19 protein-coding genes are annotated in these 25,534 nt (G+C 65.8%); 7 read left to right on the forward strand and 12 right to left on the reverse strand.

Features of this window, described 5'->3' with window-relative positions:
- Positions 1-13 precede the first annotated feature (13 nt).
- Genes B7Y64_RS02615 through B7Y64_RS02625 form a run of 3 tightly spaced genes read right to left on the reverse strand, consistent with a single transcriptional unit; the run spans position 14 to position 3,577 of the window.
- Positions 14-934, reverse strand: coding sequence for an ABC transporter permease (locus B7Y64_RS02615; protein ID WP_114655912.1), 921 nt, complete (start codon positions 932-934; stop codon positions 14-16).
- Positions 934-2,007: an ABC transporter permease gene (locus B7Y64_RS02620; RefSeq protein WP_291324210.1), complete on the reverse strand. Its 1,074-nt coding sequence runs from the start codon at positions 2,005-2,007 to the stop codon at positions 934-936. The genes B7Y64_RS02615 and B7Y64_RS02620 overlap by 1 nt, the downstream gene beginning before the upstream one ends.
- Positions 1,994-3,577 carry an ABC transporter ATP-binding protein gene (locus B7Y64_RS02625; RefSeq protein ID WP_291324213.1) on the reverse strand — a complete coding sequence of 528 codons (1,584 nt, stop codon included), beginning with the start codon at positions 3,575-3,577 and terminating at the stop codon, positions 1,994-1,996. The genes B7Y64_RS02620 and B7Y64_RS02625 overlap by 14 nt, the downstream gene beginning before the upstream one ends.
- 313 nt (positions 3,578-3,890) lie before the next feature.
- Between B7Y64_RS02625 and B7Y64_RS02630 the strand changes: the two genes are divergently transcribed.
- Positions 3,891-5,522 carry an FAD binding domain-containing protein gene (locus B7Y64_RS02630; RefSeq protein ID WP_291324209.1) on the forward strand — a complete coding sequence of 544 codons (1,632 nt, stop codon included), beginning with the start codon at positions 3,891-3,893 and terminating at the stop codon, positions 5,520-5,522.
- A complete protein-coding gene (gene xdhB, locus B7Y64_RS02635) occupies positions 5,519-7,867 on the forward strand; it encodes a xanthine dehydrogenase molybdopterin binding subunit (protein WP_291324208.1) in 2,349 nt (782 codons plus the stop codon). Before B7Y64_RS02630 ends, xdhB begins: the two co-directional genes overlap by 4 nt.
- 380 nt (positions 7,868-8,247) lie before the next feature.
- Here xdhB and B7Y64_RS02640 read toward each other — a convergent pair whose 3' ends face one another.
- Positions 8,248-10,350, reverse strand: a complete 2,103-nt coding sequence (locus B7Y64_RS02640) for a diguanylate cyclase (protein ID WP_291328311.1) — start codon at positions 10,348-10,350, stop codon at positions 8,248-8,250.
- 175 nt (positions 10,351-10,525) lie between these two features.
- Positions 10,526-11,149, reverse strand: coding sequence for a Crp/Fnr family transcriptional regulator (locus tag B7Y64_RS02645; protein ID WP_024816040.1), 624 nt, complete (start codon positions 11,147-11,149; stop codon positions 10,526-10,528).
- Between the two features lie 265 nt (positions 11,150-11,414).
- Here B7Y64_RS02645 and B7Y64_RS02650 point away from each other — a divergent pair, with 265 nt between their 5' ends.
- Positions 11,415-12,437 carry a porin gene (locus B7Y64_RS02650; RefSeq protein WP_291325804.1) on the forward strand — a complete coding sequence of 341 codons (1,023 nt, stop codon included), beginning with the start codon at positions 11,415-11,417 and terminating at the stop codon, positions 12,435-12,437.
- Positions 12,438-12,575: 138 nt separating this feature from the next.
- Here B7Y64_RS02650 and B7Y64_RS02655 read toward each other — a convergent pair whose 3' ends face one another.
- The 4 genes from B7Y64_RS02655 to B7Y64_RS02670 all read right to left on the reverse strand — a co-directional run bounded on the left by B7Y64_RS02655 (position 12,576) and on the right by B7Y64_RS02670 (position 20,004).
- A complete protein-coding gene (locus B7Y64_RS02655) occupies positions 12,576-13,919 on the reverse strand; it encodes a glycerate kinase (protein WP_291325806.1) in 1,344 nt (447 codons plus the stop codon).
- Between the two features lie 141 nt (positions 13,920-14,060).
- Positions 14,061-15,536, reverse strand: a complete 1,476-nt coding sequence (locus B7Y64_RS02660; RefSeq protein WP_291328313.1) for an efflux transporter outer membrane subunit — start codon at positions 15,534-15,536, stop codon at positions 14,061-14,063.
- Positions 15,529-18,687, reverse strand: coding sequence for an efflux RND transporter permease subunit (locus B7Y64_RS02665; RefSeq protein ID WP_291325808.1), 3,159 nt, complete (start codon positions 18,685-18,687; stop codon positions 15,529-15,531). Before B7Y64_RS02665 ends, B7Y64_RS02660 begins: the two co-directional genes overlap by 8 nt.
- A 12-nt stretch (positions 18,688-18,699) precedes the next feature.
- Positions 18,700-20,004: an efflux RND transporter periplasmic adaptor subunit gene (locus B7Y64_RS02670; RefSeq protein WP_291325810.1), complete on the reverse strand. Its 1,305-nt coding sequence runs from the start codon at positions 20,002-20,004 to the stop codon at positions 18,700-18,702.
- Between the two features lie 183 nt (positions 20,005-20,187).
- Here B7Y64_RS02670 and B7Y64_RS02675 point away from each other — a divergent pair, with 183 nt between their 5' ends.
- Entirely contained in the window at positions 20,188-20,820 is a 633-nt protein-coding gene (locus tag B7Y64_RS02675) for a TetR family transcriptional regulator (RefSeq protein ID WP_291325812.1), read from the forward strand.
- 48 nt (positions 20,821-20,868) lie between these two features.
- Here B7Y64_RS02675 and B7Y64_RS02680 read toward each other — a convergent pair whose 3' ends face one another.
- Together B7Y64_RS02680 and xdhC are read right to left on the reverse strand one after the other, a co-directional pair.
- A complete protein-coding gene (locus tag B7Y64_RS02680; RefSeq protein ID WP_291325814.1) occupies positions 20,869-22,116 on the reverse strand; it encodes a urate hydroxylase PuuD in 1,248 nt (415 codons plus the stop codon).
- A 227-nt stretch (positions 22,117-22,343) separates the two neighbouring features.
- Positions 22,344-23,204, reverse strand: coding sequence for a xanthine dehydrogenase accessory protein XdhC (xdhC, locus tag B7Y64_RS02685; RefSeq protein ID WP_291325816.1), 861 nt, complete (start codon positions 23,202-23,204; stop codon positions 22,344-22,346).
- 139 nt (positions 23,205-23,343) lie between these two features.
- Between xdhC and B7Y64_RS02690 the strand changes: the two genes are divergently transcribed.
- Positions 23,344-23,811, forward strand: coding sequence for a hypothetical protein (locus B7Y64_RS02690; protein WP_024816049.1), 468 nt, complete (start codon positions 23,344-23,346; stop codon positions 23,809-23,811).
- Between the two features lie 136 nt (positions 23,812-23,947).
- Here B7Y64_RS02690 and uraH read toward each other — a convergent pair whose 3' ends face one another.
- A complete protein-coding gene (gene uraH / locus B7Y64_RS02695; protein ID WP_024816050.1) occupies positions 23,948-24,298 on the reverse strand; it encodes a hydroxyisourate hydrolase in 351 nt (116 codons plus the stop codon).
- A 91-nt stretch (positions 24,299-24,389) separates the two neighbouring features.
- On the opposite strand from uraH, the gene B7Y64_RS02700 reads away from it, so the two are divergent.
- Complete coding sequence (locus B7Y64_RS02700) at positions 24,390-24,545, forward strand: hypothetical protein (RefSeq protein ID WP_291328315.1); 156 nt, start codon at positions 24,390-24,392, stop codon at positions 24,543-24,545.
- A gap of 33 nt (positions 24,546-24,578) precedes the next feature.
- A complete protein-coding gene (gene puuE, locus B7Y64_RS02705; protein ID WP_291325818.1) occupies positions 24,579-25,529 on the forward strand; it encodes an allantoinase PuuE in 951 nt (316 codons plus the stop codon).
- Positions 25,530-25,534: the final 5 nt, after the last annotated feature.

Consider the following 25,534-nt stretch of genomic DNA (forward strand, 5'->3'; position numbering starts at 1 on the left):
TGTAAGCAAAATTTCAGGAGCCAGGATAGAACGGTTTACCCAGCGATGCCGGCATGTTCACCCGAATCCACGCCGGATTGCGTGAAATCAGCGCCAGCACCACGATGGTGGCCACGTAAGGCAGCATGCTCAGCAACTGGCTGGCCACCTGCACGCCGGTGGCCTGCAAATGGAACTGGAGCATGGTCACGCCACCAAACAGGTAAGCACCTAGCAATACGCGTGCCGGGCGCCAGGTGGCAAAGGTGGTCAGCGCCAGCGCGATCCAGCCGCGCCCGGCCACCATGCCCTCCACCCACAGCGGCGTATACACGGTGGAGATGTAGGCGCCCGCCAGGCCGCACAGGGCGCCACCCGCCATCACGGCCGCCAGCCGGATGCGGCGCACGGGGTAGCCCAGCGCATGGGCCGACTCGGGCGACTCACCCACCGAACGCAGCACCAGGCCCGCACGCGAACGGTACAGGAACCAGATCAGCCCCGCCACCAGCAGCATGGTGAGGTAGACCAAGGGGTGCTGTTGGAACAGCGCGGGCCCGAGCAGCGGCACATCGCCCAGCACGGGAACCGCGTACTTGGGCAACTCGGGCAGCTTGGCCTGCACATAGCTGATGCCCGCAAACGCCGAAAAACCCACACCAAACAGGCTGAGCGCCAGCCCAGTGGCGTATTGGTTGGTGTTGAGCCAAATCACCAGCACGCCAAAGATGGCCGCCAGCAACGCCCCCGCTGCCATGCCCGCGGCAAAGCCCAGCCAGGTGTTGCCGGTGTGCACCACGGTGGCAAAGCCAGCGATGGCGGCGCACAGCATCATGCCCTCGGCCCCCAGGTTGACGATGCCGGCCTTCTCGTTGATGAGCAGTCCCAGCGCCGCCAGTGCCAGCACGGTGCCCGCGCTCAGCGTGGCGCCGATCAGCAATGCATACGATTCCATCAACGCACCTCCTTGCGGGCACCCACCCATCGCACGCGGTAGGCGATCAGCGTGTCGCAGGCCAGCAGCGTGAACAGCAGCAGGCCCTGGAACACGCCGGTCAGCGACTTGGGCAAGCCCATGCGCGACTGCGCCAGCTCTCCGCCGATATAGAACATGCTCATGAGAATGGCCGAAAACACCATGCCCACCGGGTGCAGGCGCCCCACAAAGGCCACGATGATGGCCGCGAAGCCGTAGCCCGCCGGCACATAGGGCGTGAGCTGGCCCAGGGGGCCAGCCACCTCCAGCGCGCCCGCCAGGCCTGCCGCACCGCCCGAGACCAGCAGCGCCGTCCACAGCGCCCGACGCGACGAAAAGCCTGCGTAACGCGCTGCTGCGGGCGCCAGCCCGCCCACCTGCTGGGCAAAGCCGGCACGCGTGCGAAACAAGAACACCCACAGCGCACCAGCGGCCGCCAGCGCCAGCAGCAGGCCAATGCTCACCCGCGAGCCCTGCATGAGGCGCGGAATCTGCGTGACCTTCTCAAAAGTCTTGGTTTGCGGAAAGTTGTAGCCCATGGGGTCTTTCCAGGGCCCATAGACCAGGTAACCCAGCACCAGCGTGGCCACATAAACCAGCATCAGGCTGACCAGGATTTCGTTGGCGTTGAACTTGTCGCGCAGCAGCGCCGTCAGCCCCGCCCAGGCCATGCCGCCCAGCACACCGGCCAGCAAGATGGCGGGAACGATCCAAGGGCCCGTGGTCTTGTCGGCCAGCAGCGCCACACCACCGGCCACCACGGCACCAATGACAAACTGCCCCTCCGCGCCGATGTTCCAGACGTTGGAGCGAAAGCACACCGCCAGCCCCAGCGCAATCAGCAGCAGCGGCGTGGCCTTGACCATGAGCTCACCCACAGCGTAGGCCGAGCGCACCGGCTCCCAGAAGAACACCTGCAGCCCGCGCACCGGGTCTTTGCCCAGCGCGGCAAACAAGGCCACACCAATCAGCACCGTGACGGCCAGGGCCAGCAGCGGAGAGCCATAGCTCCACCAGCGCGAAACCTGCGGTCGGGGTTCAAGTCGGAACATGCGGCACCCCCTGGGTCAGCGCGGCAAGCTGCTCGCGGTTGCGGGCCAGGTGCGCCTGCACGTCGGCATGCCACAGGCCACTCATCCACTCGCCAATGCGCTCCACCGTGGCTTCGGCACGGGGCACCGAAGGCGACAGATGCCCCTTGGCCACCACATGCAGGCGGTCACAGATTTCAAACAATTCGTCCAGCTCCTCGCTCACGACCAGCACGGCGCAGCCAGCGTCGCGCAAGGCCAATATCTCGCCGCGAATCTGCGCGGCCGCACCCACGTCCACGCCCCAGGTGGGCTGCGAGACGATGAGCAACGTGGGGTTGGCATCGATCTCGCGTCCCACGATGAACTTTTGCAGGTTGCCACCCGACAGCGACTTGGCCGCCGAATTGGGGCCACCCGCCTTCACGTGAAAGCGCTCGATGATGGACTGGGCATGCTTTTGCAGTGCCCCCACCTGGATCCAGCCACTGCCATTGACGGCATTGGTGCGCGTGAGCAGCAGGTTGTGCGCCAGGCCCATGGTGGGCACGGCGCCGCGCCCCAGCCGCTCTTCCGGCACAAAGTGCAGGCCCAGCGCACGGCGCTGGCCCGGGCCCATGCGCCCCGCGTTCTGGCCCGCCACCTGGATGCTGGCCGGCCCGGCCCGCTGGTCTTCGCCCGACAGTGCGTAGAGCAGCTCTTTTTGCCCGTTGCCCGAGACCCCGGCAATGCCCACTACCTCACCCGCCTTCACCTCGAACTGAAGGTCGATCAAATCCACCCCGAACTGGTCGGCGCGCGGCAGCGACAGGCCCTGAACGCTCAGCACGGTGGCGCCGGTTTGCACGGAGCGGTGCTCCAGCGCGGGCGGCTCGGCGCCGATCATCAGCCGCGACAGGGACGCATTGGATTCTTCAGCCGGGTTGCACACGCCGGTGACCTTGCCACCACGCAACACCGTGCAGGCCGTGCACAGCGCCCGGATCTCGTGCAGCTTGTGGCTGATATAGAGGATGCTGCAGCCCTCGGACGCCAGCTTGCGCAGCACCACAAACAGTTTTTCGACCGCCTGGGGCGTGAGCACCGAGGTGGGCTCGTCCAGGATGAGCAGCTTGGGGTTGGTGAGCAGTGCGCGGATGATTTCGACGCGCTGCATCTCACCCACACTCAGTGTGTGCACCGGACGCAGGGGGTCGATGTCCAGCCCGTATTCAGACGCCTTGGCCGTAATGCGCTGCGTGACCTCGGACAGTGTGATGCGCTTGTCCAGGCCCAGCCACACGTTTTCGGCCACCGTGAGGGTGTCGAACAGGCTGAAATGCTGGAACACCATGGCAATACCCAACGCGCGCGCCTCTTGCGGGTTGCGCACCTGCACCGCCTGGCCGTTGAAGTGCACGCCGCCTTCGTCGGGCTTGACCGAGCCGTAGATGATTTTCATCAGCGTGGATTTGCCCGCGCCGTTTTCGCCCAGCACGGCATGGATCTCGCCGGGCTGCACCGTCAGCGCCACATCGCTGTTGGCCACCACCGCCGGGTAGCGCTTGGTAATGCCCACCAGCTGCAGCCGGGGCGGCATGGCGCCGGACATGCCCGACGGGCCTGGCTGGCGGAAGTTAGGGGTGGAACTCATGCGGGCGATTGTCTCTCAGTTTTCACGAATGTCGATTGGATTCAAAACAGGTTCCTGCGCTTGTTCCATAAGCGTAAGCAGCTATCCTTTTAGCAGCAAAGCCACCACGGCACAGGGCGTTTGCCCATGCCACGGCGACCCCCGCATCTGGCGTGGAAATTGCGACACTGGCCGGGGCGGCATAAGCTTGCGCCAGTGCCGGGTGCGCTCTGGTGCTCCGCTTTCCCACAACGTGTTTACGATCTCCACGCATCAAAGTGGCATTTTTCATATGACAACCAGACCCTTGCAATTTTTGCGCCGTGGCCAGCCGGTGGCGCTGGGCAATGTACCACCCGACCGCACGCTGCTGCAGGTGCTGCGCGAGGACCTGGGCTGCACCGGCACCAAGGAGGGCTGCGGCGAGGGCGACTGCGGCGCCTGCACCGTGGTGCTGGGCGAGGCGCGCGATGGCAAGGTGCACTACAGCGCGGTGAACAGCTGCATCCGGCTGGCGCATTCGATCGATGGCATGGCACTGTGGACGGTGGAGGACCTGACGGAAGACCCGCTGATCCAGCCGGTTGCCTTGCCCCACAAACCGACGCGAGCGGACGGCGGGCTAGGCGTACGGAGCGCAGGAACCGGAATGGGCATGCAGGTCCATGAGGATTACGACGAGCGGGAAGCAAAGGGGCCCGCTACCCTTTCCGGCGCAACGACGCCCCCCGTTCGCGCAGTAGGTTTGCATCCTGCGCAGGAAGCCATGGTGCAGTGCCACGGCTCCCAGTGCGGCTTTTGCACTCCCGGCTTTGTGATGAGTCTCTTTGGGATGTATCAAAACCACGTTTGCCAGGGCCAGCCCGTCACCCGCGCACTGGCGCAGGAAGAACTCTCGGGCAACCTGTGCCGCTGCACCGGCTACCGCCCCATTCTGGACGCCGCGCAGCACATGGCCACACTGCCCGCCGTAGCGGTGAACGAACCCCAGTTGCTACAAAAATTAGAGCTACTTGCGCTTACCAGCAAAGGGCTAGAGGCCAATTTTTCATATATTTCACCGACCACACTGCCCGCCCTGCTGGCCGCCCGGGCCGCGCACCCGCACGCCCAGGTGGTGGCTGGCTGCACCGATGTGGGGCTGTGGATCACCAAGCTGCACAAGCAATATGCACAGATTCTGGATGTGACGCGCGTGGCCGCGCTGCGCACGGTAGACACCACGCCGCAGCACATCCACATCGGCGCGGCGGTCACGCTGACCGATGCCTTTGCCGCACTCACCGCGCAGTGGCCGCAGCTGCACCGCTTTGCCACCCGCTTTGCCGGCCTGCCTGTGCGCAACGCGGGCACGCTGGGCGGCAACGTGGCCAACGGCTCGCCGATTGGCGACTCGATGCCGCTGCTGATCGCCCTGCGCGCCCAGGTAGTGCTGGCCAGCACGCGCGGTGAGCGCACACTCGCGCTGGAAGACCTCTACACCGGCTACCGCCAGAACGCGATGGCCCCCGACGAGCTGCTGGTGCACATCCTCGTGCCGCGCCCTGCGGACACCGAAAGGCTGGCCGTCTACAAGGTATCCAAACGCTTTGACGACGACATCTCGGCCGTGTGCCTGGCGCTGAACCTGGACATCGCAGGCGGCGTGGTGCAGCGCGCCCGCATTGGCGCGGGCGGCGTGGCCGCCACCCCGGCGCGCGCGCGGCAGGCCGAGGCCGCCCTGCAGGGCCAGCCCTGGACCGAGGTCACCGTGCAGCGCGCCGCGCTGGCACTGCAGGCCGAGCTCAGCCCCATCTCGGACATGCGCGCCAGCGGCGCCTACCGCAGCGCGGTGCTGGGCAACCTGCTGCAGCGCTACTGGCTGGAGAGCCAGGGCCAGCAGGCCGCAAGCCTTGAAGATCTTGACCTGGAGTCCGTGGCATGAACACCCCCCACACGCTGTTTCCCCAGGTGCCGCCATCCTCCACCGGCCCCGCCATGGGCCAGTCACACATCCACGAAAGCGCACGCGCCCAGGTGGCGGGCGCCGCCCATTACATCGACGACCTGCCCGAGGTGAAGGGCACGCTGTATGCAGCGCCCATCCTCTCGACGGTGGCCCATGGCCGCCTGAACGGCGTGGATGCGCGTGCCGCGCTGGCATTGAGCGGCGTGCGCGGCGTGGTGCTGGCGGCCGACGTGCCGGGCGACAAGCTGCTGGCCGCCTTTGCGCACGACGAACCAGTGTTTGCAGTGGACACCGTGCAGCACATGGGCCAGGTGATCGGCCTGGTGGTGGCCGATTCGGTCATGCAGGCCCGCCGTGCGGCGCGCGCCGTGCAGCTCGACATCACGCCCCTGCCCGCTGTACTTTCGGTGCAGGCGGCGCTGCAGGCCGAAAGCTATGTGCTGCCGCCGGTGTTCGTGCGCCGGGGCGACGCGGCCACGGGCCTTGCGCAAGCGCCGCACCGTCTGCAAGGCGCCTTCGAAGTGGGCGGGCAGGAGCATTTCTACCTTGAAGGCCAGATTGCCTATGCCATCCCGCAAGAGCAAAAGCAGTGGTCGATCCATTCGAGCACGCAGCACCCCGGCGAAGTGCAGCACTGGGTGGCGCACGCTCTGGGCATCGACAACCACGCCGTGCGCGTGGAGTGCCGTCGCATGGGTGGCGGCTTTGGCGGCAAAGAAACGCAGGCCGGGCACCTGGCCGTGTGGGCGGCCGTGGCGGCCCACAAATTCGGCCGCCCGGTCAAGCTGCGGCTGGACCGGGACGAAGACTTCATGGTCACCGGCAAGCGCCACCCGTTTGCCTACGAGTACGACGTGGGCTTTGACGACACGGGCCGCATCACGGGCCTCAAACTGCAGATGGCCGCCAACTGCGGCTTCAGCGCCGACCTGTCAGGCCCCGTGGCCGACCGCGCCGTGTTCCACGCCGACAACGCCTATTACCTGAGCGACGTAGAAATCGCCTCGTACCGCTGCAAGACGAACACGCAAAGCCACACGGCGTTTCGCGGCTTTGGCGGCCCGCAGGGCGTGATCGTGATCGAGGCCATTTTGGGCGACATTGCCCGCACGCTGGGGCTGGATGCGCAGGACGTGCGCCTGGCCAACCTGTATGGCAAGGACGCCAGCGAGGGCCGCAACGTCACCCATTACCAGATGACGGTGGAGGACAACATCCTGCACGCGCTGCTGCCGCAACTGGAGCAAACATCGCGCTACCGCCAGCGGCAGGCCGACATCGCCGCCTGGAACGCGCAAAGCCCGGTGCTCAAGCGTGGCCTGGCCATCACACCGGTCAAGTTCGGCATCAGCTTCACGGCCACGCTGTTCAACCAGGCGGGTGCGCTGGTGCATGTTTACACCGATGGCAGCGTGCAGGTAAACCACGGCGGCACCGAAATGGGGCAAGGCCTGCACACCAAGGTGGCGCAGATCGTGGCCGACGAGCTAGGCGTGCCGCTCGCCCGCGTGCTGGTCACCGCCAGCGACACCGGCAAGGTGCCCAATGCCAGCGCCACGGCGGCCAGCAGCGGCACCGACCTCAACGGCCGCGCCGCCCAATACGCGGCACGCCATGTGCGCGACAACCTGGCCGCATTCGTCTGCGGGCTCGATGGCTGCGGCGCAGGCGCCATCCGCTTTGCGGACGGGCAGGTCATCTCGCCCAAGACGGTGCGCAACTTCGATGCCGTAGTGAAAGATGCCTATGCCAACCGCATCCAGCTGTGGAGCGACGGGTTTTATCGCACGCCCAAGATCCATTACGACAAGGCCACGCTCACCGGGCGGCCGTTCTACTACTTCAGCTACGGCGCAGCGTGCACCGAAGTGGTGATTGACACCCTCACGGGCGAGAACCGCGTGCTGGCCGTGGACATCCTGCACGACGTGGGCCACAGCATCAACCCCGCCATCGACATCGGCCAGATCGAAGGCGGCTTTGTGCAGGGCATGGGCTGGCTCACCACCGAGCAGCTGGTGTGGAACGACAAAGGCTACCTAGCCACCCACGCGCCCAGCACCTACAAGATTCCGGCCACGGGCGACATTCCGGCGCATTTCAAGGTGGACTTGTGGCCCGAGGCCAACCGCGAGGACAACGTGGGCGGCAGCAAGGCCGTGGGCGAGCCGCCGTTCATGCTGGCGATCAGTGTGTATGAGGCGTTGCGCAATGCGGTGGCGGCGGGGCGCGGGGGGGTGGATGCTGCGGCGCAGGTGGTGTTGACGGCGCCGGCGACGGCGGAGAATGTGTTGCGGGCACTTGGCCGGCTAGTGGATTGATTGATTGATTGATTGATTGATTGATTTCCGGCTCTGGCGCTTTTGGATAAAGCGGTAGCAGCTATTTTTTGATAGCAAACAGTCTCGTCACCCGTTCGGGGAAGCCTGTCGAAGCTTGGGTGCTGATTGGGTTTCATGCCTGAGTGCATGCCTGAGTTCGGGGCGGAGGCCGGGATTTCGCCCCGGCGGGCGACTCACTTTCTTTTGCCTCGAAGCAAAGAACAAGTACCTCGCCCGCCGGGGCGAGACCCGGCCTCCGGCCTCAAAAAAAGTACACCATAAAATACAAAAACCATAGCTACCAGCGCTTACCCCACAAGCGCCAGAGCCCAAAAACACCAAAAAAACACACCCCAGCAAGAAGGCTGAAAAACCACCCCCTACACCGGCCCCAACGCCATACGCCCCGAGGCCGCAGCCTGGTCGGCATGGCGCGTTTCCACCCGGTTGCGCCCCGCCCGCTTGGCGTCGTAGCACGCCATATCGGCCGCATACAGCACCGAAGGCACATCCTGCAAGCTGGCATCCAGCACGACCAAGCCAATGCTCACCCCCAGCGTGAAGCTGCGCCCCTGGTACGAAGGCTCCCACGCTTGCACTGCGGCGCGCAGTTGCTCGGCCAGCGCCTGCCCGCGGGCAAGCGAACAGCCGGGCAGCACCACGGCAAACTCGTCGCCGCCCAGGCGCGCTGCCCAGCCGATCTGGCGCACCTGCGACTCCAGCAGTCGCGCCACATGGCGCAGCACGTCGTCCCCCGCATCGTGGCCGGCCACATCGTTGACCACGGTGAAATAGTCCAGGTCAAGGAACAGCATCACACCATCGCCCTCGCCCTCGGCGGCATCCGCGGCTTCAACGCCGGGTGTGCGCGCCCGCGCCGACCGCTCAGCCAGCAGCACCCCCATGCGCTGGACAAACGCGTCCCGGTTGCACAGCTGGGTCAAGGGGTCATGAATGGCGGCCCAGTCCTGCTGCTGCTGCGCCTCGCGCGCGGCCGTCAGGTCTTCCAGAATCCAGACGGTGCCACCCGCCGTGTCGTGCGCCCGCACGCCCCGGCCCTGCACCCGCGCCCAGACGGGGCTGCCGTCCTTGCGCATGAAACACACGTCCCCGTCAAACGCACCGTGGGCCACAAACTGGGCCTGCACGCGTTCGCCCAGCCGCACATAGTCCTCATCCGACGCATAGAGGGTGCGCGCTGGGCGGCCCTGCAACTCCTCGGCGCTGTAGCCGAGCATCTGGCAGGCCTGCCGCCCTACCACCTCCAAAATGCCCAGCCGGGTGATCACGATACCCACGGAGGCGTTCTCCAGGATGGCCTGAAACTGCCCCTCCAGATGGTCCCGCTGCTGGCGCTGCTGCGCGCTGTGCTGCACCTGGCCTTCAAACACCTGCACCAGGGCTCCCACCTCACCCGAGGCGCGGGGCCACACGATGCCGTCGCCGCGCGGCCCGCGCGCCAGCTGCAACGCGCTGTGGCACAGCTGGGCCAGTGGCTGCGCCATCCACACCATGAGCCCCGCCAGCAGGGCCATGCTGGCACCGATCAGCGCGGCGGCAAGCCACCACGCCTTGCGCTGCGCACCTTCCAGGGGCGCCAGCATGGCGCGGGCATCGCTCACACGGGCCACGAACCACTGCGGCAGCGGCATTCCGGCCATGCTCACGATGTGCGCCGGCAGCACCTCGGTGGTGCCGCGCCCGGCCACCGGCTGCGCCTGCTGCAGCCACCCGGTGTACACCGGGCCCAGCCCCGTTTCATCGCGCACGTTTCCCAGAATGCGCACCGGATCCGGGTGCGAGAGGATGGTGCCATCGCGGGTAAAAACAATCAGCCGCGAGTCGTCGCGCGCCGGGAGCGTCATGGACGGCGGCAGCAGCCCTTGCGACTGCAGCTTGAGCGCCCCGGCCACCACCCCCATGACCGAACCATCCTCGCGGCGCAGCGGCATGGTGAACATGACCCGCGCCTCGGCGGTACGGCCCGCCACCAGCTCGGACACCAGGGGTTTGCCCCCCGTCAGCGTGCGCCGCAGGGCATCGCGCTCTGAAGGGTCGAGGTTGGCTGCGTCTTCCAGGCGGCCAGAGTGCAGATTGACACGCAACGCCCCGTCGTGGCGGGCCACCTGCATGGAATCGAAAAACTGCACAGCGGGCAGACCCTGCTGCAACAGCCACTCCAGGGACGACGGCGAATTGAGCATGTCCGGTGTGATGCCCTCGGCCACGGTGCGCAGCACTTTCTGGCTTTGCTCGATCTTGCTGGCCAGCAGCCGCGCCATCACCTCGACCTCTTCGGTCTGCTGGCCCACCAGGCGGCGGATGGACTCGCGCTCCGAGGCGAGCGAAGCCAGCCACGCCGACAGCGCCCCCGACACGGCCACAGCCAACAGGGCCACCAGCATGAGGCGCAACACCAGCGAACCGGGCCACCGCCAGCCTGGCGAATCGGTGGGAGCCGGCGTGCGCGCCCAAGGCGTCATGCGCATCCCGCGCGCCGCAGGCCCAGGGCAAAAGGAGGGAGAAGGTGCGACATGGGTACAGGCTTTGCCAGAGAAGTCTCCGGCAAATATACGCAGCGCCCCGCCCTGGGCGCATGGGTGGAACCCTCGTTTCAGCCCAAGGAAAAACCCTGAGCCAACAGACTGGGCAATGGGGTCAGCAACCCGCCACGGACTGCAGCGCGTGCGGCTGCGGAAGATTGAGCACGTTGCCGGTGCCTGCAATCAGCCCATGCTCGCGCAGGTGGCGCAAAACACGCGAAAAGGTCTCGGGGGCGATACCCAGCTGCGCGGCAATGAGGCGCTTGCGCTGGTGCAGCGTCACGCTCATGGCGCCGCTGTGATCAGGAAGTGCATGGTTGAGCAGCCACTGGGCGCAGCGCGCCTCTGCATCCTGCGCCAGCCGGCTCACGGCCAGCTCGGACTGCTGGCGGTACCCGGTGGCCATGTCCCGCAGCAGCCCCTGTGCCACGGGCGGCAGCGACGCACACCCGCGCCGGAACTCTTCGATCGGAAGGCGGCGCACCTGAATGCGCGTCTCTGCCACCATGTCCACGGGAAAAGGCTTTTCCAGCATCGCGGAAGCCGCATCCAGCCAGAAAGGCCCTTCCACCACGCCCAGCTGGTGGCGCATGCGCCCGTCCTCATACACGCCGCGCAGTACCCGCCCGCTTTCAAGGTGCAGCACCGAAGTCAGCGTCTGGTTGCGCCTGCGAAGCACTTCGCCGGCGGCGAGCACTTCGATCTGGGCAGGAAGGGAGAAGAATGTGGATGGCAACATGTAGCCCACTTTGCCGCGCGATAGTGCTGCGCGTTTTGAGGAAGATCAAATGTGAGTTTGACCCTGCCAGGGCGCACACCTGCCGTATGCGCCGGATCAAAAACACGGAGAACACGAAAAACAACAGTTGAAGCACTCATGCGGCATAGAACTTGCAACAGATTGTTGGTGACACGATCATGCAGGGCGCAACGCACTGTCATGACGGTGTCATGCCCTTTCTGGCCGGGATAACCGGCACTTACAACCCCCTGCAGGAGTTTCTATGAAAAAAAACCTGATTGCCTTGGGCGCCGCACTGCTGTGTGCCGCCGGGGCCCACGCCCAAAGCTCCGTCCAGCTCACCGGTCTGGTGGACGTGTTTGCCGGCTCCATGAAGATGGCTGGCGACGCCTCCAGCAAGTCGGTGGTCGATAGCGGTGGCCTGACCACCTCGTGGTTTGGCATGAAGGGCACCGAAGACCTGGGCGGCGGCCTGAAGGCCCACTTCAACCTGACCTCGTTCATCAAGGTGGACACCGGCAGGCAAGGGCGCTTTACCGGCGACACGTTCTTCTCGCGCGATGCCAACGTCAGCCTGTCGGGCGGTTTTGGTTCGGTGCTGCTGGGCCGCTGGATGGCGCCCAACTTCCTGCCTTCGGTGGTGGGCAACCCGCTGGGTGACTCGTTCACGTTCTCCCCGCTGATCCTGCACAAGGATGTGCCGCTGTTCAACGGCACCGGCTGGCGCTCCATGACCCCCGCCGACACGGGCTGGAGCAACCAGATCGTGTACTCCACGCCAGACATCGGCGGCTTCAAGGCCAACCTGCAATACCAGTTTGGCGAACAGGCGGGCAAGAGCGGCAAGAACAACGTGGGCGTCAACTTCTTCTATTTTGGTGGCCCGCTAACCCTGACCGGCTTCTATGAAAACGCCGACATCAACAACCCGGTGAACACGCTGCTGGCCAACAACCAGAAATACTGGATGCTGCTGGGCGCCTACGACTTCGGCATGGTCAAGCCCTACCTGAGCTATGGCGAAAAGAAGATCGACGACACCGCCTCCACCAAGGGCAAGACCTACCAGGTGGGCGCCTCCGCCCCCCTGGGCAATGGCAAGCTGCTCGCCGAGTGGGTGAAAACCGAGTGGTCCACCCCCGACGTGAGCCGCAAGACCTTCACGCTGGGCTACGACTACAACCTGTCCAAGCGCACCGACGTGTACGCCATGTACATGAACGACAAAATCACCAGCCAGACCAACGGCAACAGCTTCGGCGTGGGCATCCGCCACCGCTTCTGATCGCCGCGCCCTCGGGCGCTTGCAAGGCACGGCAGAGCGATCTGCCGTGCCTTTTTTCATGCCACGGCGCTGGCGGCCACCACCCCATCAAATTTGAGTCAAAAGTGCCTCAAGCGCTTATTCAGCAAGCGCTAGAAGCTATAAAACAAGGAGCACCCTGAAGTCATTCACGTTGGTATGCGTGGGCCCGGTGATGACCAGATCACCGAGCGCCTCGAAGTAGCCATAGGCGTCGTGGCGGTCCAGGTGATCGGCCACTGCCCGCTGCGCCGCTGCGGCACGGGCCAGCGTGTCGGGCGTGACCAGCGCACCCGCGTTGTCTTCGATGCCATCAATGCCATCGGTGTCGGCCGCCAGCGCCCACACGCAGTCCATGCCCTGCAGCGCCTGCGCCAGCCCCAGGCAGAACTCGCCGGCGCGCCCGCCCCGGCCAGGGGCCGCGCCCTCACGGCGCGGGCGCACCGTCACGGTGGTTTCGCCGCCGCTCAAAATCACGCAGGGTCGCTCAAACGGCTGGCCGCGCAACGCCACGCCGCGCGCCAGTGCCGCGTGCACACGCCCCACCTCGCGGGATTCGCCTTCCATCTCGTCGGACAGGATGTAGGCCGCCAGCCCCGCCCCGCGCGCCATGGCCGCTGCCGCCTCCAGTGCCTGCCAGGGTGTGGCCACCAGGTGCACTGAATGCCCGGCAAAGGCGCCATCTGCCGGCTTGGGCGTCTCCAGCGCACCGCTTTGCAGGGCCTGGCGCACGGGCGGCGGCACGTCGATGCGGTAGCGCGCCAGAATTTCCAGCGCATCGGCGCAGGTGGTGGCATCGGGCACCGTGGGGCCGCTGGCGATGACCGACGGGTCATCGCCCGGCACATCACTGATGGCAAGCGTGACCACACGCGCAGGCGCGCAGGCCGCGGCCAGGCGCCCGCCCTTGATGCGCGAGAGGTGCTTGCGCACGCAATTCATCTCGCCAATGCTGGCCCCGCTTTCGAGCAGGGCGCGGTTGATGCGCTGCTTGTCTGCCAGCGCCAGGCCGTCTGCGGGCAAGGTGAGCAACGACGAGCCGCCGCCCGACACCAGGCACAGCACCAGGTCGTCGGCCGTCAGCCCCGCCGTGAGTGCCAGCATGCGCTCAGCCGCCGCCATGCCCGCCGCGTCGGGCACGGGGTGCGCGGCCTCGACCACTTCAATGCGCTGCACCAGTCCGTCTGGCCGGGGCGGCACATGGCCATAGCGCGTGACCACCAGGCCCGACAGCGGCGCTTCGGGAGGCCACAGGGCCTCCAGCGCCTGCGCCATGGAGCCGCCCGCCTTGCCGGCGCCCAGCACCAGCGTGCGCCCACGCGGCGGCTCGGGCAGCCAGGCCCGCATGCCTTGCAGCGGCTGGGCGCTGCGCACGGCGGTATGGAAAAGCGCTTGCAAAAATGCGCGCGGCTGGGTGCGGTAATCCGGCAGGGCCTCGCCCGAAACGTCAGAAGGTGCTTGCATGGCAACCATTGTCGCCGCGGCCCCGCGCTTTAAAAAGCGGGCGCTGCCGGCACGGCGCAGGCCCCTCTTTAACCCAACCGGGGCAAAAACGCCGCTGGCTAACGGTCAGCAGCCGGGGTCACGCCCCCCGGCAAGCCGCCGTCAGTTTTGCGGGGCAGCGGGTGCGATGGTGGCCGCTGTATCGCGCCAGCCGCCTCCCAGCGCCTTGTACAGCGCCACCTGGTTTTGCCGCTGCGCCAGCTGCGACTGGGCCAACGCCTGCTGCGTGGCAAACAGGGCGCGCTGGGCATCGAGCACATCCAGGTAGCTGGCCACGCCGTTGCGGTAACGCAGGTCGGCCAGGCGGAAGCGGTCGGCCTCGGCGGTGGCTTGTGCCTGCTGGGCCAGCACCTGCTCGCCCAGCGTGGCGCGGCCGGCCAGGGCATCGGCCACTTCGCGGAACGCGCTTTGAATGGCCTTGTCGTACTGGGCCACCGCAATCTCGCGCCCGGCACGGGCCGAGTCGAGCCCGGCCTGGTTGCGCCCGGCATCAAAAATGGGCAGCACGGCCTGGGGCGCCAGCGTCCAGCCCCACGAACCGCTCTTGAACAGGCCCGACAACGCATTGCTGGCGGTGCCAGCGCTGGCCGTCAGGGCAATGCGCGGAAAAAACGCTGCCCGCGCCGCACCGATGTTGGCGTTGGCCGCAATCAGCTGCTGCTCGGCCTGGCGGATGTCCGGGCGGCGCTCCAGCAGGTCGGATGGCATGCCTTCGGACACATCACGCAGCGCCACTGCGCCGCCATCGGCCTGCACATTGGGCAGCAACCGCTCGGGCACGGGTTGCCCCACCAGCAGCGTGAGCGCGTTCACATCGAGCGCGCGCAGGCGTTGCTGCTGGGCCAGGGTGGACCGCGCAGCCGCCGTCAGGGATTCGGCCTGGCGCAGGTCCAGGGCAGAGGTCACGCCCTGGTCAAAGCGCAAACGATTGAGCCGCAGCGAGTCGTCCCGGGTGACCATGGTGCGCTGCGTCAGGCTCAGCAGTTCTTCGTTGGTCTGCAGGCTCAGCCAGGTGCTGACCACCGATGCAATCAGACTGGTCTGCACCGCGCTGCGCGCCTCCTGCGTGGCCAGAAATTGCGCCAGGGCCGCTTCCTTCAGGCTGGCCACACGGCCAAAAAAGTCGATCTCCCAGGACGCCATGGCCAGACCAGCGGTGTAGGCGCTGCTGATCCCGCCGCTGCCGTCAGCCGCCGGCTGGCGGTTGCCCGTGGCGGCGGCGTTGATGGTGGGCACCTGGTCGGCACGGCGAATCTGGTACTGCGCGCGGGCCTGCTCGATGGATAGCACCGCCAAGCGCAGGTCGCGGTTGTTTTGCAGCGCCATCTCCACCAGCTCGCGCAGGCGCGCATCGCCCACAAAGTCCTGCCAGGGCAGATCAGCCGCAGCCGTGGTGGCGGTGGTGCCTGGGGCAGCGCCCACAGCGGGCCACTGCGCCGCCACAGGGGCCTGCGGGCGCTCATAGGTGGGAATCATGGAACAACCGGCCAGCAGCGCCACGGCGGCAAGTGCCGTGGCAGCGGGCAGGCGGGCCGTGCGAATGCCGGCAGCCCGGCGGGGCGTAAAAATATCAAGCATGGGTGTTTCCTGTGTCCGTCTGGTGCGAGTGCTGGGCATCAAATTGCCGCTGGCGTGCGCTGCCCTTGAACAGGCTGCGCACCACCACGAAGAAGATCGGCACGAAAAACACGGCCAGGAAGGTGCCCACCACCATGCCCGAGATCACGCCGGTGCCAATGGCACGCTGGCTGGCCGAACTGGCACCCGAGGCAATGGCCAGTGGCACCACACCCAGAATGAACGCCAGCGAGGTCATGATGATCGGACGGAAACGCAGGTGGGCCGCAGCCAGTGCCGACTCAATAACGCCCTTGCCCTGCGCCTGCAGGTCTTTGGCGAACTCGATGATCAGGATGGCGTTTTTGGCCGACAGGCCGATGATGGTGATCAGCCCCACCTGGAAATACACGTCATTCGTCATGCCGCGCAGGGTGATGCCCAGCAGCACGCCCAGCACCCCCAGAGGCACCACCAGAATGACCGACAGCGGAATCGACCAGCTTTCATACAGCGCTGCCAAACACAAAAACACTGCCAGGATGGCAAAACCATACAGCACCATGGCCTGCGAGCCGGCCAGCTTTTCTTCGCGCGACTGACCCGTCCATTCAAAGCCAAAGCCCGCGGGCAGCTGCGAGGCCATGCGCTCCATCTCGGCCATGGCGTCGCCCGTGCTGAAGCCGGGCGCCGCGCCACCGGCAATGCGCATGGCGGGGTATCCGTTGTAGCGCACGGTCTGCATGGCACCGCTGATCCAGCGCGTGGTGGCAAACGACGACAGCGGCACGGCCTTGCCCTGGCTGTTCAGCGCCGTGAGCCTGAGGATGTCCTCGGGCTGCATGCGGGCCTGGGCCTCGGCCTGCACCACCACGCGCTGCAGACGCCCGGCGTTCGGGAAGTCATTGATATAGGCCGAGCCCAGCGCCGTGGAGATGGCGTTGTTGATGGCGGAAAAACTCACGCCTTGCGCGCTGGCCTTGTCGCGGTCGATGTCGACCTGCAGTTGCGGGGCGTCTTCCAGACCGTCTGGACGCACGCCCGCGAGCACCTTGCTCTTGGAGGCCATGCCCAGCATCTGGTTGCGTGCCGCCACCAGAGCATCGTGGCCGTTGCCACCACGGTCTTGCAGGCGGAAGGTGAAGCCCGAGCTGACCCCCAGCTCAGGAATGGCGGGCGGGCTCAGCGCGAAGATGAAGGCGTCACGCACACCCGACAGCGCGCCCATGGCACGGCCGGCAATGGCCTCTGCCGTGTGCTCGGCGCCCGCGCGCTCGGACCAGTCCTTCAGGGTCACAAAAGACAGGCCGGCGTTTTGCCCCTGGCCCGAGAAGCTGAAGCCCAACACGGCAACCATGTTCTTGACTTCGGGCTGCTTGAGCATGAAGTCCTCGACCTTCTCGACCACGGCCTGCGTGCGCTCCAGCGTGGCGCCCGGCGGCAACTGGATGTTGACGAGGAGATTGCCCTGGTCTTCGTTGGGCAAGAACGAGGTGGGCAGGCGCATGTAGAGCACCCCCACGGCAGCGATCAGCGCCACATAGACGACCATCATGCGGCCGCCCCGGCGCAGCAGTTTGGCCACCCAGCCTTCATAGCCCTTGGCGGTGCGGGCAAAGCCGCGGTTGAAACCGCCAAAAAAGCCCTTCTTGGAATGGCCATGCCCGGCCTCGACCGGCTTGAGCAAGGTCGCGCACAGCGCGGGCGTGAGCGACAGCGCCATGAAGGCCGAAAAAGCAATCGACACACCCATCACCGCCGAGAACTGGCGGTAGATGTTGCCCACCGAGCCGGCAAAGAACGCCAGCGGCAAGAACACCGAGATCAGCACCACGGTGATACCGATGATGGCGCCCGAGATCTGGCCCATGGCCTTGCGCGTGGCCTCCAGCGGGGGCAGGCCTTCCTCGTTCATGATGCGCTCGACGTTTTCCACCACCACGATGGCGTCGTCCACCACGATACCGATCACCAGCACCATGCCGAACATGGTCAGCACGTTGATCGAAAAGCCCATGGCCAGCAGCGCACCAAAGGTGCCCAGCAGCGCCACCGGCACCACGATGGTCGGGATGATGGTGTAGCGGAAGTTCTGCAAGAACAGATACATCACCAGAAACACCAGCACGATGGCTTCGAGCAGGGTCACGGCCACCTGCTTGATGGAAATCTTGACGAAGTTGGAGCTGTCGTAGGGAATGGTCCAGCTCACGCCAGGCGGAAAGTATTTTTCCAGCTCGGCCATGCGGGTCTTGACGGCTGTGGCAGCGGCCAGCGCATTGCCCGAGGGCGACAACTGCACCCCCATGCCGGTGGCGGGCTTGCCGTTCAGGCGGGCGGTGGTGGCATACGACTGGGCGCCCAGCTCGATGCGCGCCACATCCTTGAGGCGCACCGTGGAGCCGTCGGCATTGGCGCGCAGCACGATCTCACCAAACTCCTTGGTCGAGCTGATCTGCCCGGGCACCACCACGGTGGCCGAGATGCTCTGGCCGCTCATGTTGGGCAACTCGCCCAGGCTACCGGCAGACACCTGCGCGTTCTGCGCCTGGATGGCGCTGGCGACGTCGGCCGCCGACAGGTTGAAGCCCTGCAGCTTGGCCGGGTCCACCCACACGCGCATGGCACGCTCGGCGCCAAACAACTGCACCTGGCCGATGCCGGGCAGGCGCTGCAGCTCGGGCACCACGTTGCGCGCGGCGTAGTCGCTCAGCGAATTCACGTCGAACTTGGGGTCGGACGACGACAGCATGGTGAACAGCAAGAAGTTGCTGCGCGACTTGTCCACGCGCACGCCCTGCTGGTTCACCACCGCTGGCAGCCGCGGCGAAGCGCGCGAGAGTCGGTTTTGCACCTCGACCTGCGCCAGGTCGGGATTCGTGCCCGGCTCGAAGCTGAGTGTGAGGGTGCCGGTGCCGTTGGCCTGGCTCACGGCCTCCATGTAGGCAAGGCCGGGCGCGCCGTTCATCTCACGCTCGATCACGGCCAGCACGCTGTCTTCGAGGGTTTGTGCCGAAGCACCTGGATAGGCGGCACTCACCACGATGCTCGGCGGTGCCACCGAGGGGTATTGCGACACGGGCAGCTTGGTGATCGACACGGCGCCCAGCACCATGACGAACAAGGCAATCACCCACGCAAAGATGGGGCGGTCAATAAAGAACTTGGCCATGGGGCTGGCTCCTTATTTCTGCTCGGCACTGGCGGGAGCAGCGGGGGCGCTGGCCGCAGGTGCAGCGGCCGGTGTAGCGGCAGCGGGTGCAGCAGCGGCGCTGCCGGGGGCTTGCCAGGGCACCGCCTTCACGGGCGTGCCGGGCGGCATCATCTGGAGCTTCTGAAAGCCATCGACCATGACCTGCTCACCGGCCTTGAGGCCTTCCAGCACGATCCACTGGTTGTTGCGCGCGGCACCCACCTTCACCATGCGCGGGCTGAGCTTGCCATCGGCGCCTACCACCGTGATCTTGTCGCCTTGCTGGGTGCGCGTCACTGCCTGCTGGGGCAGCGTGATGGCATTGGCCACCTGGGCCTGCTCCAGACGCACGCGCACATACAGGCCGGGCAGCAAGTCACCCTTGGGGTTGGGCACCTCGGCGCGCAGCGTGATCTGGCCGGTGCTCGGGTCCACTGTCAGGTCGGAAAACAGCAGTTTGCCGGGGAGCGCATATTCGCTGCCGTCCTCCAGCACCACGCGCACGATGGCGGCTTCGCTGCCCCCGGCGCGCTGGAGCTGGCCATCGGCCAGGGCACGGCGCAGTTTCATTACCTCGCCAGCCGACTGGGTGAAGTTGACATACACCGGATCAACCTGCTGGATCACGGCCAGTTGCGTGGCTTCGCCCTGCCCCACCAGAGCGCCTTCGGTGACCAGGGCGCGGCCGATGCGGCCCGAAATGGGCGCCGTGACGCTGGCGTAATTCAGATTGATGCGGCCGGTCTGCACGGCGGCACGGCCTGCGGCCACGTCGGCCTCGGCCTGCTTTTGCGCCGCCACGGCGTTGGCGTATTCCTGCTGGCTGACCGCGTTGGCGGCCAGCAGTGGCTTGTAGCGCTCGGCCAGCGCGGCCGCCTGCGTCAGGTTGGCCTGGGCGCGGGCCAGCGTGGCCTGGGCACTTTGCAGCGCCGCCGCATAGGGAGCGGCGTCAATCGTAAACAGGGCCTGCCCTGCCTTGACGTCGCTGCCTTCGCGAAACAGCCGCTTTTGCAAGATACCGGCAGCACGGGCCCGCACCTGCGCCACGCGCGAGGCTTCCAGGCGCCCGGGCAGCTCGGTCACCAAACCCACATCACCCGGTGTGGCCACCACCACGCCCACTTCGGGTGGCGGCATGCCGCCACCGGCCGCCGCCGGTGGCGCCTCGGACTTGCCACAGGCCGCCAACAGCAATACAACGGACAGGCCACCCGCCGCAACGCCCAGGCGCACACGCGCAGGGGACAAGGCAGAGGCAACAACGGGGGCAGTCTTGACATTGGGCAAGGCAGACATGGTGTTCCTTGGAGAAAAAGGTGCGGCAAATCCGCAGAGTGAACCAGTTTAGTGTGGCGCGCCGATCTGCGCACAGGCCTGCAACATGGCCCACGGCACGGCAACGAAGGCTTGCATTAAAGCATACATACATTCAAGAATGTATGTATAGTGACGAATACACCCCATCAAGTGAGGTATTTCATGGCCCGACGCACCAAGGCGGACGCACAGACCACGCGCAACAACCTTCTGGATGCTGCGGAACAATTGTTTCAATCGCGTGGCGTTTCACACACTTCCCTGAATGACATTGCCACGGCCGCAGGCACCACGCGGGGGGCGATTTATTGGCATTTCAAGGACAAGGCCGATCTGTTCAACGCCATGATGGAGCGCGTGACCCTGCCGCTGGAGCAAACCCTGGTGGTGGCGTATGTGGAGCAGTCAGCCCACCCCGTGGCCGAGATCCGCAGTGCCATGCTGGAGGCGCTGCGCCTGATTGCCACCGACGAGCAAACCTGCCGCGTCCTCAAGATCGCCACCCACCAGGTCGAATACACCACCGACATGGGCGCCGTGCTGGAGCGCCACCTGAGCGTGCACGGCGGCTGCGTGGCGCGCAACCATGCTGCGCTGCAACGCGCCTTTGCCGCCCGCGGCCAGCCCCCACCCATGGCGCTGGACTTTGCCGCCCGGGGCTTGCAGGTGCTGGTGGAAGGGCTGGTGCACCAATGGCTGCTCAATACCGAAGCATTTGACCTGCAGGCCAACGGCCGTGCGGCGCTGGATGTGTACCTGAGGGGCCTTGGCCTGCACGACACGGTACCCGGCTGATATGCGCGCCGGATCATTGCATCCGGCCCATCCAACCCCGCCACCCGGTCACTGGGTGGCGGCACCCGCCTGGTACCAGCGCCCGATCAGTGCGCGTTCTTCGTCGGTCATCTGTGTGGCGTTGTTCATGGGCATGAGCTTTTGCACCACGGCCTGCTGGTAAATGGCCTGGGCGTGCTGCTTGACCAGGGCGGTCGAATCCAGCCGCAGGTTCTTCATCTGTACCTGCTCGCCATGGCACATGTAGCAACGCTGCTCCAGCACTTTTTGCACTGATTTATAGTCAATTTGACCTGTAACGCTTATGGGATAAGCGCCCTTAGCTACTAAATCAGTAGCACCCATCTGCACCATCTGCACCGTCGGCGGCGCAGGCCGCAGCCAGGCCACCATGGCCACCATCACGGCCACCCCCACCAGCGCATACGGCAGCGGATTACCGCTCTTGCCCAGCTTGTAGCCATGGCGCATCACAAAGAACTGGCGAATGGCCGCTCCCGCGAACATCATCATGATCAGCACCAGCCAGTTTTGCGGATGGCTCCAGGTAAAGCTGTAGTGGCCGCTGAGCATGGCAAACAGCACCGGCAGCGTGAAATAGGTGTTGTGCACGCTGCGCTGCTTGCCACGTTTGCCGTGAATCGGGTCCACCGGCAGGCCTGCCTTGATCTGCGCCACCACCGTGCGCTGGCCGGGGATGATCCAGAAGAACACGTTGGCACTCATGGCCGTGGCCATCATGGCGCCCACCAGCAAAAACGCCGCGCGGCCTGCAAACCAATGGCAGGCCAGCCACGAGGCCACGCACACCAGCACAAAGACGAGTGCGCCCACAACGGCGTCGCCGTTCTTGCGCTGGCCGAAGATGCGGCAGATGGCGTCGTACAGCAGCCAGAACACCACGAAGAACGCCAGCGCCACCACGATGGCGGTGGCGGGCGCCCAGTCCATGCGCGACTTGTCGATGAGGTAAGTGCTGGCGCTGTAGAGGTACGACACCGTGAACAGCGCAAACCCGCTGAGCCAGGTGCTGTAGCTCTCCCAGAAAAACCAATGCAGGTGTTTGGGCAGCCGGGGCGGCGACACCGCAAACTTGACCGGGTGGTAGAACCCGCCGCCGTGCACGGCCCATAGCTCACCGCTCACGCCCTGTTGCTTCAGGTCTTCATCCTCGGGCGGCGTGAGGCTGCTGTCCAGAAAGACGAAGTAGAACGACGAGCCAATCCAGGCAATCGCTGTGATGACGTGGACCCAGCGCAGCAGCAGGTTGGCCCAGTCGAGAAGATAGCTTTCCATGTTTACGGTTCTCAACCTTCGCGGCACGCCAAAGCGCGCGCCACATGTGCAACCTGCTCACCACTGCGGGCGCTCTGAGCAGACAAAAGGGCCGCGCACCATGGCAACACACTGCCGGGGCACCGCTGCGACCCACCATTCTCACGTTTCGGCACAAAGTGTATGCAGGAACTGTTCCTGGTCAGCGCACACACCACCGAAGCCCGGTGGCCCAGCTGCGGCAGGCATTACCCAGGATGCGGGTGCATGGCTGTTACCGACGCTCGCACTTTTTCCAGGGCTGGCGCTGCGTACAGGGTTTGCAGCAGCTGTGCAGCCACTGCCACCGCAATCACCTCGGGCGCTTTGCCGTGTATGCCCGGCACACCGATCGGGCAGGTCACCTGCGCCAGATCGTGCGGCATGAAACCCCGCCCCTGCAGCCGGTTCGCAAACGTGGCCCACTTGGTCTTGCTGCCGATAAGACCGATAAACGGCAGATCGCCCTGCTCGCGCTGGCGGCGCAGGCAGGCAGCCACCACGTCCAGGTCTTCGGCGTGGCTGAAGCTCATGATGAGCACGCGGCTGCCAGGGGCCAGCCGGGGCACGGCCAGCTGCACTGGTTCAGAGTGTTCACACCGCACGCCCTCGGGTGCAGGATCTGGAAAAACCCCGTCGCGGCTGTCGATCCAGGTCAGGGCAAACGGCAGCGGCGCCAGCACGCGCGCCAATGCATGGCCTACATGCCCACCACCAAACAAGGCCACAGGGTAGAGCGCTGGCGCCAGGCGCTGCTGAAGGCTTTGCGCATGCTGCGCCCCGACCAACTCAAACCCCAGGTGCATCACGCCCCCGCAGCACTGCCCCAGGGCCGGGCCAAGCGCGTAGCGCTGCCGCGGCGCACCGGCAAGCCCGCTCAGCCGACGTCGCGCCTGGGCAATGGCCTGGTGTTCGATATGCCCGCCGCCGATAGTGCCCACCAGACTGTTGGCAAAAACAGCCATCCAGGCCCCCACTTCCCGCGGAGCAGAGCCTTGTGTAGACTCGACGGTCACCAGACAGGCCGGGGCGGCCTTCAGGCCCTCCAGCAGCAACAACAGATCAGTCACAACCAACTTTCAGTATGTTCACGGCACACCATGCACAGCTCGCATGGACCGTGCCCACCAGCATAGCGACCGCACCATGCCACCCACTTTGCCCCAACGTTCTTCCCGAACCGGCCGCCACTGGCTGCTGGCCGGACTTATGGCGGCCGTGGGTGCCATCGTTGCGGCCTGCAAATCTGCCCCGGAAGCCCCGCCGCCACCTCCCGACAGCCGCATGCCCAGCACCAACGCAGGGCAGGCACCGGGCAGATCGGCGTTGCCCAGCCCCTCGGCGGCCATCAGCGCGCGCGCCTATCGCCGCGACGCGGCAACCCACGTGTACAACCTGAACCCCCAGCGGGTTTTCAAGGGCAAGCTGCCGCCCATGCTGTACGCCATTGGCGTGCTGGAAGTAGCCATTGACCGCAGCGGCCACGTCACCAAGCTGCACTGGATGCGCGCACCGCGCCATGCGCCGGAAGTGGTTGCCGAGATCGAGCGCACCGTGCGCGCCGCGGCCCCGTTTCCGGTGCCTGCGCGCATGGGCCGGGTCGTCTACACCGATACCTGGCTGTGGGACAAAAGTGGGCATTTTCAGCTGGACACCCTGACCGAAGGCCAGCTCTGAGAACGTCTTGGCGCCCTGGCACGCCGCGCTCACAAAAACAGAGCTGCTGACGCCTGCTTTTTATAGGTTTCAAGCACTTTCTTGGCACAAATCACCGCCGATAAAGCGCGATAAGCTCCTTTTTCAGGAGCACTCCTCACGATCCTCTGTACGTGGAATAGCTCCACGGGCTCACCAGCAACGGCACGTGGTAGTGCTGGTCGGCATTCGCAATACCAAAATCCAGGCTCACACGGTCGAGAAAGTTGGGTTCTGGCAACACCACGCCCCGGGCCTTGAAATAAGCCGCCACATCGAACGTGAGGCGGTAGGTGCCCTTGCGCAGGCTGGCGTTGTCAAACAGCGGCGCATCGGTGCGGCCATCGTGGTTGAGCACCAGGCGCTGGAGCAGCGTGGCCTCGTCACCCTGGGTGGAAAACAGCGACACCGCCATGCCGGCCGCGGGGCAGCCGTGCATGGTGTCCAGAACGTGGGTGCTCAAGCCCATGGTGAAATCTCCTGAAGGTGGATGGCCGCAAACGGGCCGTGTGGTGCCCAAAGTGTATGCACTGTGCACCGTTCAACCTATCATCCGGTCCATGTTTTCGTCGCCTGCCAGCGCCCTCGCCGAGGCCTTGGCGCGTGCCGGCGCCCTCCAGCGCCGGCGCCCCAATGCCGGGCTGGCCTGTCATTTGCTTGCCAAGGCTTTGCCCGCCAACGCCCCGCTGCCATCTGGCGGCTGCGCTGTCCGCTGACAGACCCTGCACCCGTGACTCTTGCTGCACTCCATGATCTACGACACCACCCTGCCCTACCCGCGTGACCTGATTGGCTATGGTCAGAACCCGCCCCACGCGCAATGGCCGGGCGGCGCCCGCATTGCCGTGCAATTTGTGCTGAACTACGAAGAAGGCGGCGAAAACGCCGTGCTGCATGGCGATGCCGGTAGCGAGCAGTTTTTGTCGGAAATGTTCAACCCCGCCAGCTACCCCGAGCGGCACATGAGCATGGAGGGCATCTACGAATACGGCGCGCGTGCGGGCGTGTGGCGCATCCTGCGCGAGTTTGAAAAGCGCGGGTTGGCGCTGACGGTATTTGGGGTATCGACGGCGCTGCAGCGCCACCCCGAGCTGACGGCGGCGTTTGTGGAGCTGGGCCACGAGATTGCCTGCCACGGCCTCAAATGGATCCACTACCAGCACATCCCCGAAGCGGTGGAGCGTGCCCACATGGCGGAGGCCATGGCCATCATCGAGCGCATGACCGGCGAAAGACCCCTGGGCTGGTACACCGGCCGCGACAGCCCCAACACCCGCCGCCTCGTGGCCGACTTTGGCGGCTTTGCCTACGACAGCGACTACTACGGCGACGACCTGCCCTTCTGGATGAAGGTGCAAAAGACCGACGGCAGCGCCGTGCCCCAGCTCATCGTGCCCTACACACTCGACTGCAACGACATGCGCTTTGCGCTGCCCCAGGGCTATTCGCACGCTGACCCGTTCTTCCAGTACCTGAAAGACACCTTCGACGCGCTGTACGCAGAAGGCGACCCCGCCGGCGACAACGCCCCCAAGATGATGAGCATTGGCATGCACTGCCGCCTGCTGGGCCGCCCGGGGCGCATCACGGCGCTGCAGCGTTTTCTGGACCACATCGCACAGCGCGGCAAGGTGTGGGTGGCCCGCCGCATCGACATCGCACGCCACTGGGCGCAGCGGTTTCCCGCACCAAAATTTTGAGTCAA

It is taken from the genome of Acidovorax sp. 35-64-16, assembly GCF_002281195.1.
Lineage (GTDB): Bacteria > Pseudomonadota > Gammaproteobacteria > Burkholderiales > Burkholderiaceae_C > Acidovorax > Acidovorax defluvii.

Bases quoted from the DNA above. Each gene is read 5' to 3' on its own strand.
- B7Y64_RS02640 (WP_291328311.1), bottom strand. From the start codon at position 10,350: ATGACGCCTTGGGCGCGCACGCCGGCTCCCACCGATTCGCCAGGCTGG.
- B7Y64_RS02670 (WP_291325810.1), bottom strand. From the start codon at position 20,004: ATGTCTGCCTTGCCCAATGTCAAGACTGCCCCCGTTGTTGCCTCTGCC.
- B7Y64_RS02630 (WP_291324209.1), top strand. From the start codon at position 3,891: ATGACAACCAGACCCTTGCAATTTTTGCGCCGTGGCCAGCCGGTGGCG.
- puuE (WP_291325818.1), top strand. From the start codon at position 24,579: ATGATCTACGACACCACCCTGCCCTACCCGCGTGACCTGATTGGCTAT.
- B7Y64_RS02645 (WP_024816040.1), bottom strand. From the start codon at position 11,149: ATGTTGCCATCCACATTCTTCTCCCTTCCTGCCCAGATCGAAGTGCTC.
- B7Y64_RS02675 (WP_291325812.1), top strand. From the start codon at position 20,188: ATGGCCCGACGCACCAAGGCGGACGCACAGACCACGCGCAACAACCTT.
- B7Y64_RS02620 (WP_291324210.1), bottom strand. From the start codon at position 2,007: ATGTTCCGACTTGAACCCCGACCGCAGGTTTCGCGCTGGTGGAGCTAT.
- B7Y64_RS02625 (WP_291324213.1), bottom strand. From the start codon at position 3,577: ATGTCCGGCGCCATGCCGCCCCGGCTGCAGCTGGTGGGCATTACCAAG.
- uraH (WP_024816050.1), bottom strand. From the start codon at position 24,298: ATGGGCTTGAGCACCCACGTTCTGGACACCATGCACGGCTGCCCCGCG.
- B7Y64_RS02690 (WP_024816049.1), top strand. From the start codon at position 23,344: ATGGCGGCCGTGGGTGCCATCGTTGCGGCCTGCAAATCTGCCCCGGAA.
- B7Y64_RS02660 (WP_291328313.1), bottom strand. From the start codon at position 15,536: ATGCTTGATATTTTTACGCCCCGCCGGGCTGCCGGCATTCGCACGGCC.
- B7Y64_RS02655 (WP_291325806.1), bottom strand. From the start codon at position 13,919: ATGCAAGCACCTTCTGACGTTTCGGGCGAGGCCCTGCCGGATTACCGC.
- B7Y64_RS02665 (WP_291325808.1), bottom strand. From the start codon at position 18,687: ATGGCCAAGTTCTTTATTGACCGCCCCATCTTTGCGTGGGTGATTGCC.
- B7Y64_RS02700 (WP_291328315.1), top strand. From the start codon at position 24,390: ATGTTTTCGTCGCCTGCCAGCGCCCTCGCCGAGGCCTTGGCGCGTGCC.
- xdhB (WP_291324208.1), top strand. From the start codon at position 5,519: ATGAACACCCCCCACACGCTGTTTCCCCAGGTGCCGCCATCCTCCACC.
- B7Y64_RS02680 (WP_291325814.1), bottom strand. From the start codon at position 22,116: ATGGAAAGCTATCTTCTCGACTGGGCCAACCTGCTGCTGCGCTGGGTC.
- B7Y64_RS02650 (WP_291325804.1), top strand. From the start codon at position 11,415: ATGAAAAAAAACCTGATTGCCTTGGGCGCCGCACTGCTGTGTGCCGCC.
- B7Y64_RS02615 (WP_114655912.1), bottom strand. From the start codon at position 934: ATGGAATCGTATGCATTGCTGATCGGCGCCACGCTGAGCGCGGGCACC.